The organism is Streptosporangium sp. NPDC000239, assembly GCF_040300765.1.
GTDB lineage: Bacteria > Actinomycetota > Actinomycetes > Streptosporangiales > Streptosporangiaceae > Streptosporangium.
This window is the reverse complement of sequence record NZ_JBEPEI010000010.1, coordinates 174,504-191,802: the sequence shown is the minus strand read 5'-3', so window position 1 is coordinate 191,802 and position 17,299 is coordinate 174,504. Positions and strand designations below refer to the sequence as shown.

Below are 17,299 nucleotides of genomic sequence, written 5' to 3'. Positions count from 1 at the left end.
GCTCGTGCGGTCAGGCGGTGGGGAAGGGGCCCGAGGTCTGGGTGTAGTCGGCGACGCCGTCGCCGTCGTAGTCGACCCGGGCCTCGTCGATGTAGCCGTCACCGTCGTTGTCGAGGTAGACGACGTCGGTCACCCCGTCACCGTCGGTGTCGTAGCGCTCCTCGTTGGCGTAGCCGTCGCCGTCGGTGTCGATCAGCTGGGCGTCGGCGCTGCCGTCGCCGTCGTAGTCGACCAGGTCGGAGGTAGCGAAGTCGCTCATGTTTGTTCCTTTCGGGTGGTGTTCAACAGGTGAGAGTGACCTTGGCCGTGTTTAGTTGCACCCGAGGGGAAAAATTTTTTCACGACTTTTCTGGCCTTCCGGATCCGCCGCATTTCGGCTCGTCAGCGCCCTCCCGGGGTCCTCCCGAGGAGTACGGCGGGCGGGGTCAGCTCAGCGCGCGGGCCGTGTGGATCAGCGGGACGTGGCTGAAGGCCTGCGGGAAGTTGCCGACCATGCGGCCGTAGCGGGGGTCGTACTCCTCGGAGAGCAGGCCGACGTCGTTGCGCAGCGCCAGCAGGCGCTCGAACAGCTCGACGGCCTCCTCCTTGCGCCCGATCATCGCCAGCGCCTCGGCCAGCCAGAAGCTGCACGCCAGGAACGCGCCCTCACCCCCCGGCAGGCCGTCCACGTCGTTGTCCTCGTCCAGCGGATAACGCAGCACGAAGCCGTCGACCATCAGCTCACGCTGGATCGCCTCGACGGTGCCGACCACCCTGGGGTCCTCGGGGGGCAGGAAGCCCACCATGGGGATCAGCAGCAGGGAGGCGTCGAGCTCCGCCGAGCCGTACGACTGGGTGAAGGTGCCGCGCGCGGAGTCGAACGCCTTGTGGCACACCTCGGCGTGGATCCGGTCGCGCAGTTCCCGCCAGCGCGCCACCGGCCCCGTCCTGCCGAACTCCTCGACCTGCTTGACGGCCCGGTCGAGGGCCACCCAGCACATCACCTTGGAATGGGTGAAGTGCCTGCGCGGACCCCTGACCTCCCACAGTCCCTCGTCGGGCTCGTCCCAGTGGGCCTCCACGTATCCGAGCAGCTCGCGCTGGATGGTCCACGCCCGGTCGTCGGGCTCCATGCCCGAGGCGCGCGACAGGTACAGGGCGTTCATCACCTCGCCGTACACGTCGAGCTGGAGCTGGGTGACGGCGTCGTTGCCGATCCTGACGGGGCGGGAGGCCTCGTAGCCGGGCAGCCAGGACAGTTCGAGCTCGGTCAGCCTGCGCTCTCCGGTCACGCTGTACATGATCTGCAGGTCCTGGGCGCGGCCCGCGATGGCCCGCAGCAGCCACGCCCGCCAGGAGCGGGCCTCCTCCAGGTAGCCCGCGCCGATGAGGGCCTCAAGCGTCATGGTCGCGTCGCGCAGCCAGCAGTAGCGGTAGTCCCAGTTGCGGACCCCGCCGAGGTCCTCGGGCAGCGAGGTGGTCGGGGCGGCGACGATGCCACCGGTGGGGGCGTAGGTGAGCGCCTTGAGCGTGATGAGCGAGCGGACCACGGCGTCCCGCCACGGACCCTGGTAGGCGCACTGGCCGAGCCACTCCTCCCACAGCTGCTCGGTCTGCGTGAGCTGCTCGAAGGGGTCGATCTCGACGGGCCTGGCCTCGTGGGAGGGATGCCAGGTGAAGACGAAGGCCAGGCGTTCGCCCTCGGCGACCTGGAACCTCGCCTTGTGGGCGTAGTCGCCGCCCTGCAGAGGGATCGGGGAGTGCAGCCACACCGAGTCGGGGCCGCCCACGGCCTGCAGCAGCCCGTCGGTACGGCGCACCCAGGGCACGATGCGGCCGTAGTCGAAGCGGACGCGGATCTCGGTGGCCATCTCGACCGTGCCGGAGACACCCTCGACGATCCTGACCAGGTCGGGGTTGACGTGCCTGGTCGGCATGAAATCCGTGACGCGGACCGTGCCGCCCGGGGTGTCCCACTCGCTCTCCAGCACCAGGGAGTCGCCCTTGTAACGGCGCCTGGTGGCGTCGGGCCGCCGGGCGCCGGCGGGACCGAGCCACCACTGCCCGTGGTGCTTGTCGCCGAGCAGTGCCGCGAAGCACGCGGGCGAGTCGAACTTGGGCAGGCAGAGCCAGTCGATGGAGCCGTTGCGGCCGACCAGTGCCGCCGACTGCATGTCGCCTATGAGGGCGTAGTCCTCGATCCGCATGTGCTCGACGCTAACGCCTCCGCGGCGTCCCGATCAGTCCTTGGGGCGCATCAGCGGCATGAAGAACTGGCTCAGCGGGCCGATCGCCAGGGCGAAGACCACGGTTCCCAGGCCCACGGTCCCGCCGAGCAGCCAGCCGACGGCCAGCACCGTCACCTCGATGAGGGTCCTGGCCGAACGGATGGACATGCCCAGGCGGTTGAGGCCGGTCATCAGGCCGTCGCGCGGTCCGGGGCCCAGGCCCGCGCCGATGTAGAGCCCGGTGGCCGCGCCGGTCGCGACGACGCCGAGCACCAGGTAGACCCACCGCAGGGCCAGCGGTCCCGGCTCGGGGGCCAGCCACATCGCGGCGTCGGCGAACAGCCCGAGGAACAGGACGTTGCTGAGGGTGCCGATGCCGGGCCGCTGCCTGAGGGGGATCCACAGCAGCATCACCGCCGCGCCGACCACGATGATCCAGGTGCCGATGGACAGGCCGAGATGGATGGACAGGCCCTGGTGGAAGACGTCCCACGGGCTGCCGCCGAGCCGTGACTCGATCTGCAGGCCGATGCCGACGCCGTAGAGCGCCAGTCCGGCGTACAGGCGCAGGAGGCGGCCGGGGAACGACCCGAGGGTGGGAAGTGTTGCCTCGCTCATAATGGCACTTATCGTCCATGCCATTACTGCCATCCAAAAGGGCCAATCACGAAAAGTGGCCTTATAGTGGGGTGGGTGGACCGCTATCTGAGTGGCGTCCAGCTCGCTCGCCTCCTGGCGATCGACCCCGGCGCCAAGCCGTACTACCGGACCCTGGCCGCGACCGTGCGGTCGCTGATCCTCGACGGGCGGCTGCCCGTGCGGGTACGGGTCCCGGCGGAGCGGCACCTCGCCGAGGCGCTGGGCGTCAGCCGTACGACCGTGACCTCCGCCTACGACCGGCTGCGCGAGCAGGGATACCTGGAGAGCAGGCAGGGGGCGGGGAGCTGGACGGCGCTGCCGGACGCGGGCTCGCTCGGCGCGGAGAACCCCTGGATCGCCGCAGAGGACGACGGGCTGCTGCCGCTGCACTGCGCGGCGCCGTCGGCGGCCAGGACGCTGCCCGCCGCGATCGCCGCCGCGGGGGAGGGCTATCCGCGCTACACCCTGGGCATGGGCTACGACCCGGTCGGGATCGCGCCGCTGCGCCAGGCCGTCGCCGCCCGGTACTGCGCGCGGGGGCTGGCCACCAGGCCGGAGCAGATCCTCATCACCGCGGGCGCCCAGCACGGCCTCCACCTGCTGGCCATGGCGCTGCTCGCGCCGGGCGACCCGTTCCTGCTCGATTCGCCGACCTATCCGCACGCCATCGATCTGGCCAGGGCGCGGGGCGCCAGGATCGTCCCGGTCGGCATCCCCGACGACGGCTGGCACCTGGACCTGCTCACCAGCGCGATGCGCCAGTCAGGGGCCCGCCTGGCCTACGTCATCCCCGACTTCCACAACCCCACCGGCCACCTGATGGACGACGCCACCCGGGCCGGGCTGGTGAGCGCGGCCAGGAGGCACGACACCACGCTGATCGTGGACGAGACCTGGAGCGAGCTGGACATCGACGAGGTGCCCAGGACCGCCCCGCTGGCCGCCTTCGACACCGACGGCAGGGTGATCAGCCTGGGATCGGCCTCCAAGCTGTGGTGGGGCGGCCTGCGCATCGGCTGGATCCGCACGGGCGCCGCCATGGTGCGCCGCCTGGCCGCCCTGCGCGCCTCGGTCGACATCGCGAGCTCCCTGTTCGAGCAACTCGTCGTGGCCAGGCTCTTCGAGGACATCGAGGAGACCAGGGCCGAACGCCGCCGCAGCCTCGGCGCGTCACGGGCCGCCCTGACGACCGCGCTGGCCGAGCACATGCCGGACTGGGACTACACCGTGCCCAGGGGCGGCGGCTCGCTGTGGATCAGGCTGCCCGACCACTCGGGCAGCCTGCTGGCCGAGGCCGCCGCCTGCCAGGGCGTACGGCTGGCCCCCGGCACCTGGTTCGGCGTCGACGGCACGCTCGAAGGCAGGCTCAGGCTTCCCTTCACCCAGTCCCCGCAGGTCGTCACCGAGGGAGTGGCCCGCATCGCGGAGGCCAGGATCAGGGGCCCGTACGGCGCCCGCCCGGCTCCGCCGCTCACCCCCGCCCTGTGATCGTCAGGCGGCCTCCGCCGCCTCTCCGGCCTCCTGCAGGAGGCCGGAGCGATGCTGCTCGGAGAGCAGGTGACCGGCCCCGACGACGATCGCGACGGGCCAGTCGATGACCTCAAGGGCGCCGAGCACCCCCAGCACCGCGTAGAAGGCCAGCCGTTCGGGTGGCGGCACCGCCACCGTCCCGACCAGCGGCAGACTGACGGTGCAGGGCCGTCGCCCGTGGCCCGCGGTCTTCTTCCCCTTGGCCATGGTGGCCTCCCGTGAGTTGGACGCCTACCGCCGCGATGCCCGGGCCGTACGCCGTGTAACGCGACTTGACCAGGGTTTTCACCGGGCTACTCCGGCGCGACCCCCCTGGCGAGCGGGGCGCGCCAGCGCAGCCGCATCGCGGCGATGCGCAGCCCGAACCCGAGTACGGCGGCGGCCAGCGTGGCGGGCCAGCCGTGCAGGTCCAGGATGTAGAGCACGGCCATCACCGCCGAGCAGAACAGGGCGGGCACCGCGTAGAGCTGGCGGTCGTAGAGCAGGATGGGGATCTGCCCGGACAGGACGTCGCGCAGCACGCCGCCGCCGACACCGGTGGTGACCCCGAGCAGCGTCGCGTGCAGCGGGCTCAGGCCGTAGCTCAGCGCCTTCTCCGTGCCCACCACGGAGAACAGGCCGAGGCCCGCCGCGTCGAACACGTTGACGGCGGGCATCACCCGCTCCACGTGCGGGTGCCAGAAGAACACGATGGCCGTCGCGATCACCGGGGCGAGCACGTATCCGGTGCTGGAGAAGGCAGCGGGCCGGACGTTGAGGATCAGGTCACGCAGGATGCCGCCGCCGAGCGCGGTCATCTCCGCCAGTACGGCCATGCCGACCACGTCCAGTCGCCTGCGGACGCCCACGAGTGCGCCTGAGAGAGCGAAGACGAAGATTCCGACGAGGTCAAGCCATTGGTTCACTGATAAATCATCCCATGACCGGCTCTATGGGTCTTACGTCATATTTCTTGGCGTCCGGAAGGCGCGTGGTCGTGCTCCCGCATCAGGACGCGCAGCCGCGGCACGAACAGGAACAGCAGCACGCCCGCCACGACCGCGATCGCCGCCAGCGTGAGGAAGTAGGCGGGATCGGACATGTGCTCCCTGAGCCTGCCCGTCTGCCCGCCGACCGCGTCACCGACCGAGACGGCGATGAACCAGACGCCGAGCATCTGTCCCTTGAACGCCTGGGGGGCGAGCTTGGTGGTGACCGAGAGCCCGACCGGGCTCAGCGCCAGCTCCCCGAAGACCTGGACGAGGTAGACCGCCACCAGCCACCACACCGAGACCCTCCCGTTCCCGGCCAGGGCGGAGGCCGCCGCCATGATCACGAAGCTCAGGCCGACCATGACCAGCGCGAAGGCGAACTTCTGCGGGGCCGTGACCCGGTTGCCCAGCTTCACCCACAACGCCGCGAAGACCGGTACGAAGATCATGATGAACAGCGGGTTGAACGACTGCGTCGCCGCGGCGGTGATGCGCACACCGGACAGCGAGAGGTCGGTGTGGTCCGCGGCGAAGAACAGCAGCACGGTCGGGGCCAGGTCGTAGATCATCCAGAAGACGGCCGCGGCGGCGAACAACCAGATGTAGGCCCGCATCCCGGCGCGCTCCTCCGGCGTCAGGTTGTGGCTGCCCAGCAGGATGTAGCCGAAGTAGACCACCGGAACGATCACGATCACCACGGTCAGCGCCAGCGCGAAGGCGTCGAGGCTGAAGGTCCCGGAGAGCGCCCAGAGCGTCAGGGCCACGACGATCACGGCCGTCGAGCCGAGCGCGACGAGGGTGAAGTGCCGGTGCTCGGCGGGGGTCAGCCGGTGCCCGGGCTCGTCGCCGGCGCCCCGGAGGCGGGAGCGGCCCGCCACGTACTGGACCAGGCCGAGGGCCATCCCGACGGCCGCCGCCCCGAAGCCCAGGTGCCAGCGGTCGCCGTCGGCGAGCCAGCCGACCACGATGGGGGCGACGAAGGCCCCCAGGTTGATGCCGAGGTAGAACAGGGAGAAGCCCGCGTCCCTGCGCGCGTCGGCGTCCTCCGGATAGAGCTTGCCGACCATCGCGGAGATGTTCGGCTTCAGCAGCCCGGTCCCGGCGATGATGAGCAGCAGGCCGAGGGCCACGAAGAGGCCCGTCCTGGCCGGTATCGCCATGCTGATGTGCCCGAACATGATGATCAGACCGCCCCACAGCACCGCCCTGCGGGCACCGAGGACGCGGTCGGCGACCCAGCCGCCGGGCAGGGCCACCAGATAGATCAGGGCGCCGTAGACGCCGACGAGCGCCTGCGCGGTCCCCTTGCCCATGCCCAGCCCGCCGACGGCGGGGGAGGCGGCCATGAAGGTGGCCAGGATCGCGCGCAGGCCGTACCAGCTGAAGCGCTCCCACATCTCGGTGCCGAACAGCGTGGCGAGGCCGCGTGGATGCCCGAAGAAGGATTTCTCCTCCGCCTTTGTCGCCGATGTCATAGCGCCCCCCGACCTCAGTGTGTGATCGAACTGTAACTCTGCGTGTTCGTTCCGGCGAGGGCGGACCGAAAGGTCGTGCGTCGTCGGTCCCTTAACGCCGAAGGTCTTGTCCCCCCGTATCCCGTGTGATGCGATGCATGCCTCACGAAGGCAAGTGAGCACTTCCAGGAGGCGCTTCGATGGCCGGTGTCCTTGAGGAACGGGCCGCGATCGAGCGGGAGATCGCGGGCCGTACCGTCTGCGCCCAGTTGAGGGAGGCGGCCGAACGGGACGCGGGAGCCCCCGCCTACTCCGACCCCTCGGGGCAGGGCTGGACGACCATGACCTACGGCGAGGCCAGGCGGAGGGTGCTGGAGATCGCCGCGGGCTTCGCCGCCCTCGGCCTGCGCACAGGCGAGGCCGTCGCCCTGATGATGGTCAACCGCAGCGAGCACGTCCTGGCCGACCTGGGCGCGGTGCACGCGGGCGGCGTCTCGTGCTCGGTCTACCCCACCTTCGCCCCCGAGCAGGTCGCCTTCGTCGCGGCCGACGTGGGCGCGCGGATCGCGGTGCTCGGCGGCCCGGCCGACCTGGCCAGATGGGAGCCGATCCTCGGGGACCTGCCCGCGCTGCGCAGGATCGTCATGCTGGAGGGCGCGCCCCGGGACGACCGTTTCGTCTCCTGGGAGGACCTGCTGTCCATGGGCCGCGAACGGCTGGCCGCCGAACCCGGCGAGGTCGAGGCCCGCTGGCGCGCGGTGACCGCCGACGACGTCCTGACGGTGCTCTACACCTCCGGCACGACCGGCGACCCCAAGGGCGTGCCGCTCACCCACGCCAACGTGTTCTACGAGGTCGTGGCCACCGACCGGCTGGCGCGGGTGCCCGAACGCGGCACCCAGATCTCCTATCTGACCTACGCGCACATCGCCGAGCGGGTGCTCAGCCTCTACCTGCCGCTCTTCAAGCTCTCCCACACCTACTTCTGCACCGACATGTCCCAGCTCGGCGCGATCCTCGGCCAGGTCAGGCCGGTGCTCTTCTTCGGCGTGCCGCGCGTGTGGGAGAAGATGATGGCCAGGCTCCAGGCCCTGCTGTCCATGCAGCCGCAGGATCGGCGCGAGCAGGCGCGTCTGGCCATGGCCGCCGGTCTCGCCCACATCGAGGCCTGCCAGTACGGCCGCACGCCCTCACCCGGGGTCCGCGAGGCCTACGAGCGGGCCGACGCCGCGCTGCTGTCCGGCGTGCGCTCGCTGATCGGCCTGGACAACGCGGGCTGGCTCGCCACCGCCGCGGCGCCGATGCCGCGCGAGGTCCAGCGCTTCTTCGCCGGTCTCGGCCTGCGCGTCCTGGACGTGTACGGCATGACGGAGACGACGGGTGCGTTCACCGCCAACGCCCAGGACCGCTTCAAACTCGGCACGGTCGGGCAGGCCGGGCCCGGGGTGGAGATCCGCGTCGCCGAGGACGGGGAGATCCTCACCCGCAGCCCGGCCAACGCCGTCGGCTACCTCAACCGGCCGGGGGAGACCGCGGAACTGCTGGACGAGGACGGCTGGCTGCACACCGGCGACGTCGGCGTGGTCGACGAGGACGGCTTCGTCAGCATCCTCGACCGCAAGAAGGAGCTCATCATCACCTCGGGGGGCGAGAACATCTCCCCGGCCAACATCGAGGGCCTCCTCAGGGAACACCCCATCGTCGGCCAGGCCCTGGCCTACGGCGACGGCAGGCCGTACCCGGTGGCGATCCTCACCCTCGACGGTGAGACGGCTCCCGGCTGGGCGAAGGAGCGGGGCATCGGGTTCACCTGCCTGGCCGACCTCGCCGAGCACCCCGAGGTCCTGCGCGAGGTCGCCGGGGCGGTCGCCGCGGCCAACGGGCGGCTCGCCCGGGTACAGCAGGTCAAGCGCTGGCGGCTGCTGCCGGTCGAGTGGACGCCGGAGAGCCAGGAGCTCACGCCGAGCCTGAAACTCAGACGCCGGATCATCCACACCAGGTACGCGGAGGTGATCGACGGCCTGTACGCGTCCTGACCCGTGCCTGTCCCTTTGCCCAACGGGCGCGTGTCCGTCCCCCGGCCATTACCGCGCCGTTCCTAGCGTCCTGGGTCATGAGATTCCTTTTCGCGTTGCTGGCGGCGGCGACCGTCGTCCCGCCCGTCCCGGCCGGGGCGGGCGTGGCCGGGGAACCGGTGATCCGCTCGGTGACCGTGACCCCCGGCGCGCCCGTCGTCGGGCCGTCCGGATCGGTGCGGGTGGTGATCGAGGTGGTCGCGGGCGGGGTCGCGGGGCCGGACGGGGTGACGATCGAGGTCGAGCCGGGCGCCCCGGACGCGGCCGACGAGCCGGTCTCCCCGCCGATCCAGGAGGACGCCGAGGACACCGGGGTCACCGGGACCGCAGACGGTCAGGGGGCGCAGGCGCCTGCCCCGGCGCCGGAGTGGGAGATCTGGAGGTTCGTGCCCGACAAGGGTCTGACCCGCTGGTACCCGACGGGGCGCTGGACCGTCACGGTGACCGCCAGGGGCGCCGGCGGTGAGGTCGTCACCGGGCACACCGTCTTCAGGCTGCGCAGGGAGACCAGGTTCAGCGCGGTGCGGGTGGCCGCGGGGGAGACGGGCGCGCGGGTTCGCGGTGTCCTGAACCGGGTCGACCCGCAGGGCTACCTGGACTACGCCCCCTTCCCCGGCCAGCCGGTGGGCATCCTGCACCGGAGCGAGCCCGGGGAGCCCTGGCAGAGCGTGGCCTCGGCGACCACCGACGCGCAGGGCCGCTTCGCCAGGGACGTTCCGGGGATCAGGGACGGCCAGTGGCGCATCCTGTTCGCCGGGACGGGACACTACGCGGGCAGACGCAGCATCATCCACCCGACCACCGCATAAGTGCATTTAATAGGACAAATCGCCATATCGTTATTCCATTTGGAGTGGCTAATTTCCTATTTACTGTGACTTTTCCTTATGTTGAAGCGTCTTTGACGGTAGGCGCGCCCCACCGCGGGGCGCGTCCTTCAACGGGGAAGGAAGTTCCAGATGCTGCGACGCATCGCGACCGTCCTGGCCACGGCGGCGCTGAGCGCCTCCGCGCTCGCGGTCACCGCACCGGCGCAGGCCGCGACCACCCAGGCCGTGTCCGCGCAGGCCGGGAGTCGGGCCTACACCGAGACCAGGATCGCCGGCTTCAACGCCGACCCCAACCCGGCCCGCAGGTTCCAGCGCATCACGCTGAGCGGCCAGCTCCAGGTCGGTGAGGACTGCAACCCGCACGAGCGCGGTCCCGGCCTGGCCACCCGCCACAACCCCTGCGACAACGGCAGGACCCAGTGGGCGGGCTCCGCCGGCTGGCAGAAGATCGTGGTGCTCTTCCGCGCGAGCGGCAGGAGCAAGTGGGAGTTCGTCGACGCGATCGAGACCGGCCGTGACGGGCGTTTCGCCACGGACGTCCGCGTCTACACCTCCGGCACCTGGCGCGTCGTCTTCGAGGGCGCCAGGGGCCTGGCGCCGTCCGAGGACAGCGACTGGGTCAGGGTCTTCCGCTGACCGACCGGTGAGCGAGCCCAGGACCGTCCCGCCCGCGCGGGGCGGTCCGCCGCCCGCCGTAGGCGCGACCGCCGGGACCCTCACGAGAGCGCGTGCACCGCGGCCCCGAACAGGACGGGCAGCCGCCGGGCGGCCGGGACGATCAGCCGCGCGGCCCCGCGGTACCGCCGGGTCCCCAGCAGCGCCCCGGTGAGCAGCCTGTGCCTGCGCGACAGGCGCAGCCAGGCCTCCTCGTAGGAGTCGGGGTCCCCCGCCCGCAGGCAGCCGACGAGCGCCCGCGCGGACAACAGCGCCAGGGAGAGCCCCTCACCGGTGAGGGCGTCGATGTAACCCGCGGCGTCGCCGACCAGCAGCACCCGCCCCGAGACCCGGCGGCGCACCCGCTGGCGCAACGGCCCCGCCCCCCGCACACTGGTCGCCGCCGGTCCGGTGAGCCTGGCCGCGAGCTCGGGGAAGTCCGCCAGATGTTCCTGGTAGCCCCGCCGCCGTGAGCTGAGCACGGCCACCCCGACCAGGTCGTCGCCGACCGGCGTCACGTAGGCCTCGGACTCGTCGGCCCAGTGCACCTCGACGAAGTCCGTCCAGGGGGCGACGAGATAGTGCCGCCGCAGGCCGTACCTGCGGGGGCGGGTGTCGGGAAGCCGGAGCCCGAGCATGGCGCGCAGCGGGGAGTGCAGACCGTCGGCGGCCACCAGCCACCTGGCCCGCAGCCCCGCGGCCTCGACGCGGTCGTGGTGCTGCCGTACCTCCTCGACCCTGCCGCGTACGACCCGCACGCCCACCTCGGTGGCGCGCCGCGACAGCGCGTCGTGCAGGGCGGTGCGGCGCACCCCGAGCCCGCTTCCCCTCCTGAACTCGGCCTGGACCCGGTCGCCGCCGTCCACGTAGCGGATTCCCGCCAGAGGCCTGCCCTCGGGCCGCACGCCCAGCCCCAGCAGCGCCGCCGCGCCGCTGGGCATCAACCCCTCGCCGCACGCCTTGTCGACCGGGCCCGGCCGGGGCTCGACCACGACGGCCTCCATCCCGGCCAGCGCCGCGTGGATGGCGGTGGCGAGACCGGCGGGCCCCCCGCCGGCGACCAGGACGTCGATCACGCGGGGGCCCGCCCGGCGGACGGCGCGGGGGAGAGCGTGGCCAGGGCGGCCTCCTCACAGCGGATCCGCACCACCATGAGCGCGGCGTTCAGCACCGTGAACGTCACCGCGGTGACCCAGGCGCCGTGCACCAGCGGAAGGGCCACCCCCTCGGCGGCGACCGCCACGTAGTTGGGGTGGCGCAGCCACCGCAGCCGGTACGGCCCGCCCGTCACCGGGGACAGGCCGGGGACCACGATCACCTCGGTGTTCCACTGCCTGCCCAGCGCGGTGACGCACCACCAGCGCAGCCCCTGCGCCGCGACGACCAGGGCGAGCATGGGCCAGCCGAGCGCGGGGACGAAGGGCCGTCCCGCCAGACCGGCCTCCAGCGCGCACCCGGCCAGCAACCCGGTGTGCAGGCCGACCATCCACGGATAGTGGCCGCGCCCGTGGACGATCCCCCCGCGGGCCAGGCTCCAGCGCGCGTTGCGCCGGGCGACCACCAGCTCCGCCAGCCGCTCCACGCCGACGAGCAGGACGAGCCACAGATACCAGGACACCGTTCCCCCCACGGGTCACCAGCGCAACAGGACGAGTTCGGAGCAGAAACCGGGGCCCATCGCGATGAGCAGCCCCGGAGTCCCCGCGGGAGGCGGGCGAAGCGCGAGGGTGTCCCGCAGCACGTGCAGCACCGACGAGGAGGACAGGTTGCCGACCGAGGCCAGTGAGCGCCAGGTGAGTTCGAGCGCGTCCTGCGGCAGCCCGAGCGTCTCGGCGACGGCGTCGAGCACCTTCGGGCCGCCCGGGTGGCACACCCAGGCCGTGATGTCGTCCCTGGTCAGCCCATGGTCGGCGAGGAAGCCGTCCACGTCGTCGGCCAGGTAGGTCCGCACCACGTCGGGGACGCCGGCGTCGAGGACCACCTGGAACCCGGTGTCGCCGACGTCCCAGCCCATGACGTGTTCCGAGTCGGGATACAGGTGGCCACGGGTCGCCACGACCGTGGGCCCCCCTCCTGGCAGGGCGGCGGCCCGTTCGGCGCCGCAGGCGACCACGGCCGCCGCGCCGTCGCCGAACAGCGCGCCCGCGACCAGGTTGGCGACCGAGGAGTCGCCGCGCTGCAGGGTCAGCGAGCACAGCTCGACCGAGAGCAGCACCGCCACGTGCCCGGGCCAGCCGCGCAGGTAGTCGTGCAGCCGGGCGATCCCCGCCGCCCCCGCCACACAGCCGAGCCCGAAGATCGGCACCCGTTTGACGTCGGGACGTAACCCCAACCGGCCCGCCAGCCTGGCGTCGACCGAGGGCGCGGCCAGGCCGGTCACCGAGGTGAACATGATCATGTCCACGTCCCCCGGGGTGAGCCCCGCGGCGTCGAGCGCGGCGCCGACCGCCTCTGTGCCCAGCTCCACGGCGCACTCGACGAAGACGTCGTTGGCCGCCCCGAACCCGTCGAGCTTGGCGTAGCGGTGCAGGGGCAGCGCCAGGTGGCGGAAGCCGACCCTGGCACTCGCGTGTAACCGGTCGAGCACCCGCCGGTCGGCGCCCTCGGGCAGGCACAGCCGCGCGATGGCGTCGGTGATCTCGGCCTGGGGGTGGCGGTTCGGCGGAAGCGCGCCGCGGACGGCGGCGATTCGCGTCATGAAAGGGTCACTCCCGGGCCTCGTGGGAAAGGGGGGTGCGGACATCTGGCTTCTGCCCGTCCGTGTCCGTGGCAAGCCTTCTTCCCGCCGCGGGTGTGCCTAACATCGACTCTGTGACGAGCCGGTGGGCGGGGCGGGTGCGGACGGCGGGCAGGCCGGGGACCGGGTTCACGACGGTCGTCGCGCTGGCGCGCGCCTGCCATCCCGGGCCGACCGCGGCCGTCACCGTACTGGTGGGCGCGCTGGCCCTGGTCTGCGGGCACGACGCGGCCGGATGCGCCCTGGTGGCCGCCGCCGTGCTGACCGGCCAGCTGTCGATCGGCTGGTGCAACGACGCGGCCGACGCGGCCAGGGACACCGCCGCGGGCCGTACGGGAAAGCCGGTCGCGGAGGGCCTGCTCGCCGCGCGCACGGTGTGGGCCGCGGCGTGGACGGCCCTGGCGCTCTGCGTGCCGCTCTCCCTGGCCTTCGGTCCCGTCGCGGGGGGCGTCCACCTCACGGGCGTCGCCGCGGCCTGGGCGTACGACCTGGGGCTCAAGGCGACGGTGTTCTCGTGGCTGCCGTACGCGGTCGGGTTCGGCTCCCTGCCGCCGTTCGTGACGCTGGGGCTGCCCGGCGCGCCGTGGCCCGCGTGGTGGGCGGTCCTCGCCGCGGCCCTGCTGGGCTGCGGCGCGCACCTGGCGAACGTGCTGCCCGACATCCAGGACGACCTGGCGGCCGGGGTCAGGGGCTGGCCGCAGCGGCTCGGCGCCGCGCGGGTGCGCGCGCTTGTCCCCGTCCCCCTGCTGCTGGCGACCGTGACGCTGGTCCTGGGACCGCCGGGGGCGCCCGGGCCCGGGGAGTGGGCCGCGCTCGCCGTCGCCGTGGCGCTCGCCTGTGCCGGGCCGCTGGCGGCGAACCGGTCGCCGAAGGCCCCCTTCGCGGGAGCCGTGGCCGTCGCGGCGCTCGACGTCCTGCTCCTGCTCGCCACGACCACCACGATCACCGTCGTGCCCTGAACCGCGTCCCGCCGGAGGCAACCGCGCATACTGCGATCTTGCAGAAGAACGGCGGGCGGGGCAAGATCCCGCCCGCCGTACGATCAGCCCTTGTAGTTGAAGATCTGGCGCAGGGTGTGCCGGACCTCGACGAGGTCCTTCTGGTCGGCCATGACCTGGTCGATGGGCTTGTACGCCTCCGGGTGCTCGTCGACCAGTGAGGCGGCCCTGTCGGAGTTCCACGTACGGCCCCGCATCGCCTGGGCGAGCGAGTCGGCCGAGAGCTCCCGCTTGGCCTTCGTCCGTGACATCCGGCGTCCCGCCCCGTGCGAGCAGGAGGTGTAGGACTCCGGGTTCCCCAGGCCGCGGACGATGTACGAACGGGTGCCCATCGAACCCGGGATCACACCCTCGTCGCCGGTGTCGGCCTTGATGGCGCCCTTACGGGTGATCCACAGGGACTTCCCGTAGTGGGTCTCCCGCTGGGTGAAGTTGTGGTGGCAGTTGATCGTGCGGACCCGCTGCCCGCCGCCGACGACCCGGAACAGGGCGTTGACCAGCACCCGGTCCATCCGGGCCCGCGAGGCCATCGCGTAGCGCTGGGACCACAGCATGTCCTCGATGTAGGCGGTGAACTCCGGGGTGTCCTGGACGAGGTAGGCCAGGTCCGGGTCCTCAAGACCGACGGCCTGCTTCCTCATCATCCGCTTGGCGCCCGTGATGTGCATCGTGGCCAGCTGGTTGCCGATGCCGCGTGACCCCGAGTGGAGCACCGTCCAGACCCGGTCACGCTCGTCGAGGCAGACCTCGACGAAGTGGTTGCCCGAGCCGAGGGTGCCGAACTGCTCGGCGACCTTCTTCTCCTGCCTGGGGTTCAGGTCCGTGTACGGCAGGCCGAGGTCGTCGAGCGCCCGGTCGATGGACGGGTCGCTGTGCCCCTTGCCGACCCCGGCCGGGATGCGGTGCTCGACCATCGGCATCAGCGCGGCGAGGGTGTCCGGCAGGTCGGCGGCGGTGAGCGTCGTCTCGGTCGCCACCATGCCGCAGCCGATGTCCACTCCGACGGCGGCGGGAATGATGGCGTTCTCGGTGGGGATGACCGAGCCGACCGTCGCCCCGATGCCGACGTGCGCGTCTGGCATGAGAGCGACGTGGCCGGAGACGAACGGCAGACGGGCGGTGCGTGCGGCCTGCATGATCGCGCCTTCGTCGATCTCGCTGGCCCACGACAGCAGGTTCGGTGCGGGCTGGTTCGGCATCGTGTGAATCTCCTTGGACCGGCTGTCGATCAGTGTGGCGAGCCCAGAAAGGAAATCCCACTTATTTTACCGTTCGCCGGATTCACCCGCCGGGCCACGGAGCCGGGACCGGCGGCTCAGGCGGGGGAGCCGGGCTCGGGTTCCGGGCCGTGCTCCTCCTGGGGGACGGCCCGGCGCCTCGAACGTTCCAGACGGGATCTCCGGTTCCGTTCCGCGCGCAGGTCGGCCCGCAACGTTCCCCGGAAGAGCAGGGCGACGGCCAGCAGGATCACTCCGGAGCCGACGAGGAAGGGGACGGCGGGGATCGCGTCCTCCCCGGACTCCTGCGGCTTCTCGGACGGCTTTCGCGGCCCGGCCGCGTCCACGCCGGCCGCCCGGAACGCGGCATGTGGAAACGGGTGAAGAACTCTCTCCGGAATCGGCCCGGTCGAAAACCCGGAAGGCGGATCCGGGATTTTCTCCATAAATCCGATTCCGTTACCTTCCGGTGGTGTTCGGCGGTCGGGGAATATGGCGTTCCCGGCAGTTCTCGCGGGGATGACGGCCGGGCCTGACGCGAGGCCGGCCACGCCCTGGGGCAGGCAGGGGGCGGTCATGAGCAGGGGCGCCGCGAGGATCAGCGCGCTGAGGCGGTTGTCCGCTACCGGTCTCACGTGGGTCCGGCTCCTTTCGTGATCCCGGGGTCGTCGCTACGGATTATCGGCGCGGTTCCCGGGGTCTCCCCGGCGCGCAGGGGCCTTGGCATCAAAGCGTTATGTGCTAATTAGGCATATATCCATGAATCACCTGAATTTTTCTGTGATTTATGGAGGTGTTTGTGGCCTGCATGACGCCTCGGAAGTCTGATCGCGCAGATGAGAGCGCTCCCAGAAGCCGGACATGTCCTCCTATGGAGGAATCAACCCTTCGATGGTGATGTTGTCGCCAGGAGGAGACCCGTGGGAGGTCCCGGTGGGTACCGGCCGTAGGCTGGGCCCCTGCCGGAGCAGACGGATGTGAGGAGGTGGCGCCCCGTGCTGCGGGACTCGTTCGGCCGGGTGGCGACTGATCTGCGGGTGTCCCTCACGGACCGCTGCAACCTGCGCTGCTCCTACTGCATGCCCCCCGAGGGGCTGGAGTGGCTGCCCAAACCCGAGCTGCTGACCGCCGACGAGATCGTCAGGCTGGTGACCGTCGCCGTGGAACGGCTGGGCGTCACCGAGGTCCGCTACACCGGCGGTGAGCCGCTGCTGCGCCGCGAACTGGTCGACATCGTGGCCCGTACCTCTGCCCTGCGCCCCGCGCCCCAGGTCTCCCTGACCACGAACGGCATCGGCCTGGCCAGACTGGCCGCCCCCCTGGCCGAGGCGGGCCTGAGCCGGGTCAACGTCTCCCTCGACACCCTCGACCGGGAGACGTTCAGGAGACTCGCCCACCGCGACCGGTTGCCCGACGTGCTCGACGGCCTGGCCGCCGCCGACGCCGCGGGCCTGCGCCCGGTGAAGATCAACTCCGTGCTGATGCGCGGCGTCAACGACCACGAGGCCGCCTCGCTGCTGCGCCACTGCCTGGAACGGGGCTACGAGCTGCGCTTCATCGAGCAGATGCCGCTGGACGCCCAGCACGGCTGGCGCAGGCAGGACATGATCACGGCCGAGGAGATCCTCGCGGGACTGCGGGAGAGCTTCGACCTGACAGAGGCCGACCCGGGAGAGCGCGGCAGCGCCCCGGCCGAGCTCTTCCTGGTCGGCGGCGGACCGGCCAGGGTCGGTGTAATCGGTTCGGTCACCCGCCCGTTCTGCGGCTCCTGCGACCGGGTACGGCTCACCGCCGACGGCCAGGTCCGCAACTGCCTGTTCGCCACGGACGAGTCCGACCTGCGTGCGGCGATGCGCGCGGGCGCGGGCGACGAGGAACTGGCCGAGCGCTGGCTGGCCGCGGTGCGCGTCAAGAAGGCCGGGCACGGCATCGACGACCCGTCCTTCCTGCAACCGTCCCGCCCGATGTCCGCCATCGGCGGATGAGC

General features: G+C 71.7%; 17 protein-coding genes. 6 read left to right on the top strand and 11 right to left on the bottom strand.

Annotated features, from left to right (window positions below):
* Nucleotides 1-10: 10 nt before the first annotated feature.
* The 3 genes from ABT340_RS24515 to yczE form a co-directional block, all read right to left on the bottom strand.
* Entirely contained in the window at nucleotides 11-259 is a 249-nt protein-coding gene (locus ABT340_RS24515) for a hypothetical protein (RefSeq protein WP_352013147.1), read from the bottom strand.
* A 166-nt stretch (nucleotides 260-425) separates the two neighbouring features.
* Entirely contained in the window at nucleotides 426-2,186 is a 1,761-nt protein-coding gene (locus tag ABT340_RS24510) for a glycoside hydrolase family 15 protein (RefSeq protein ID WP_352013146.1), read from the bottom strand.
* 33 nt (nucleotides 2,187-2,219) lie between these two features.
* A complete protein-coding gene (gene yczE / locus ABT340_RS24505; protein ID WP_352013145.1) occupies nucleotides 2,220-2,825 on the bottom strand; it encodes a membrane protein YczE in 606 nt (201 codons plus the stop codon).
* A gap of 75 nt (nucleotides 2,826-2,900) precedes the next feature.
* Between yczE and yczR the strand changes: the two genes are divergently transcribed.
* Complete coding sequence (gene yczR, locus ABT340_RS24500) at nucleotides 2,901-4,334, top strand: MocR-like transcription factor YczR (RefSeq protein ID WP_352013144.1); 1,434 nt, start codon at nucleotides 2,901-2,903, stop codon at nucleotides 4,332-4,334.
* Between the two features lie 3 nt (nucleotides 4,335-4,337).
* Here yczR and ABT340_RS24495 read toward each other — a convergent pair whose 3' ends face one another.
* The 3 genes from ABT340_RS24495 to ABT340_RS24485 form a co-directional block, all read right to left on the bottom strand.
* Nucleotides 4,338-4,583 (bottom strand): hypothetical protein, encoded by a 246-nt coding sequence (locus ABT340_RS24495; protein ID WP_352013143.1) that lies wholly within the window; start codon nucleotides 4,581-4,583, stop codon nucleotides 4,338-4,340.
* 86 nt (nucleotides 4,584-4,669) lie between these two features.
* Nucleotides 4,670-5,281, bottom strand: coding sequence for a trimeric intracellular cation channel family protein (locus ABT340_RS24490; protein ID WP_352013142.1), 612 nt, complete (start codon nucleotides 5,279-5,281; stop codon nucleotides 4,670-4,672).
* A gap of 38 nt (nucleotides 5,282-5,319) precedes the next feature.
* The gene (locus ABT340_RS24485; RefSeq protein WP_352013141.1) at nucleotides 5,320-6,822 is read right to left on the bottom strand and encodes a peptide MFS transporter; all 1,503 of its coding nucleotides are present in this window, start codon (nucleotides 6,820-6,822) and stop codon (nucleotides 5,320-5,322) included.
* A 179-nt stretch (nucleotides 6,823-7,001) separates the two neighbouring features.
* Here ABT340_RS24485 and ABT340_RS24480 point away from each other — a divergent pair, with 179 nt between their 5' ends.
* The 3 genes from ABT340_RS24480 (at nucleotide 7,002) to ABT340_RS24470 (ending at nucleotide 10,342) form a co-directional block, all read left to right on the top strand.
* Nucleotides 7,002-8,837 carry an AMP-dependent synthetase/ligase gene (locus tag ABT340_RS24480; protein ID WP_352013140.1) on the top strand — a complete coding sequence of 612 codons (1,836 nt, stop codon included), beginning with the start codon at nucleotides 7,002-7,004 and terminating at the stop codon, nucleotides 8,835-8,837.
* Nucleotides 8,838-8,914: 77 nt separating this feature from the next.
* Nucleotides 8,915-9,685, top strand: coding sequence for a hypothetical protein (locus ABT340_RS24475; RefSeq protein ID WP_352013139.1), 771 nt, complete (start codon nucleotides 8,915-8,917; stop codon nucleotides 9,683-9,685).
* Between the two features lie 150 nt (nucleotides 9,686-9,835).
* Entirely contained in the window at nucleotides 9,836-10,342 is a 507-nt protein-coding gene (locus ABT340_RS24470) for a hypothetical protein (RefSeq protein ID WP_352013138.1), read from the top strand.
* Nucleotides 10,343-10,422: 80 nt separating this feature from the next.
* Here the strand turns inward: ABT340_RS24470 and ABT340_RS24465 are convergent, their stop codons facing one another.
* From ABT340_RS24465 to ABT340_RS24455, 3 genes are read right to left on the bottom strand one after another with little or no spacing between them, the layout of a single operon-like run.
* The gene (locus tag ABT340_RS24465) at nucleotides 10,423-11,436 is read right to left on the bottom strand and encodes an NAD(P)/FAD-dependent oxidoreductase (RefSeq protein ID WP_352013137.1); all 1,014 of its coding nucleotides are present in this window, start codon (nucleotides 11,434-11,436) and stop codon (nucleotides 10,423-10,425) included.
* Nucleotides 11,433-11,978: an isoprenylcysteine carboxyl methyltransferase family protein gene (locus ABT340_RS24460; protein ID WP_352013136.1), complete on the bottom strand. Its 546-nt coding sequence runs from the start codon at nucleotides 11,976-11,978 to the stop codon at nucleotides 11,433-11,435. The genes ABT340_RS24465 and ABT340_RS24460 overlap by 4 nt, the downstream gene beginning before the upstream one ends.
* A gap of 15 nt (nucleotides 11,979-11,993) precedes the next feature.
* Nucleotides 11,994-13,058, bottom strand: coding sequence for a type III polyketide synthase (locus ABT340_RS24455; RefSeq protein ID WP_352013135.1), 1,065 nt, complete (start codon nucleotides 13,056-13,058; stop codon nucleotides 11,994-11,996).
* A gap of 113 nt (nucleotides 13,059-13,171) precedes the next feature.
* Between ABT340_RS24455 and ABT340_RS24450 the strand changes: the two genes are divergently transcribed.
* Nucleotides 13,172-14,056: a UbiA family prenyltransferase gene (locus ABT340_RS24450; protein WP_352013134.1), complete on the top strand. Its 885-nt coding sequence runs from the start codon at nucleotides 13,172-13,174 to the stop codon at nucleotides 14,054-14,056.
* An 83-nt stretch (nucleotides 14,057-14,139) separates the two neighbouring features.
* On the opposite strand, the gene ABT340_RS24445 is transcribed toward ABT340_RS24450, so the two are convergent.
* Nucleotides 14,140-15,294, bottom strand: coding sequence for an RtcB family protein (locus tag ABT340_RS24445; RefSeq protein WP_352013133.1), 1,155 nt, complete (start codon nucleotides 15,292-15,294; stop codon nucleotides 14,140-14,142).
* A 116-nt stretch (nucleotides 15,295-15,410) separates the two neighbouring features.
* A complete protein-coding gene (locus ABT340_RS24440; RefSeq protein ID WP_352013132.1) occupies nucleotides 15,411-15,659 on the bottom strand; it encodes a hypothetical protein in 249 nt (82 codons plus the stop codon).
* Nucleotides 15,660-16,307: 648 nt separating this feature from the next.
* On the opposite strand from ABT340_RS24440, the gene moaA reads away from it, so the two are divergent.
* On the top strand, nucleotides 16,308-17,297 hold the full coding sequence (moaA, locus tag ABT340_RS24435) for a GTP 3',8-cyclase MoaA (RefSeq protein ID WP_352013131.1): 990 nt from the start codon (nucleotides 16,308-16,310) through the stop codon (nucleotides 17,295-17,297).
* The last annotated feature ends 2 nt before the right edge of the window (nucleotides 17,298-17,299 follow it).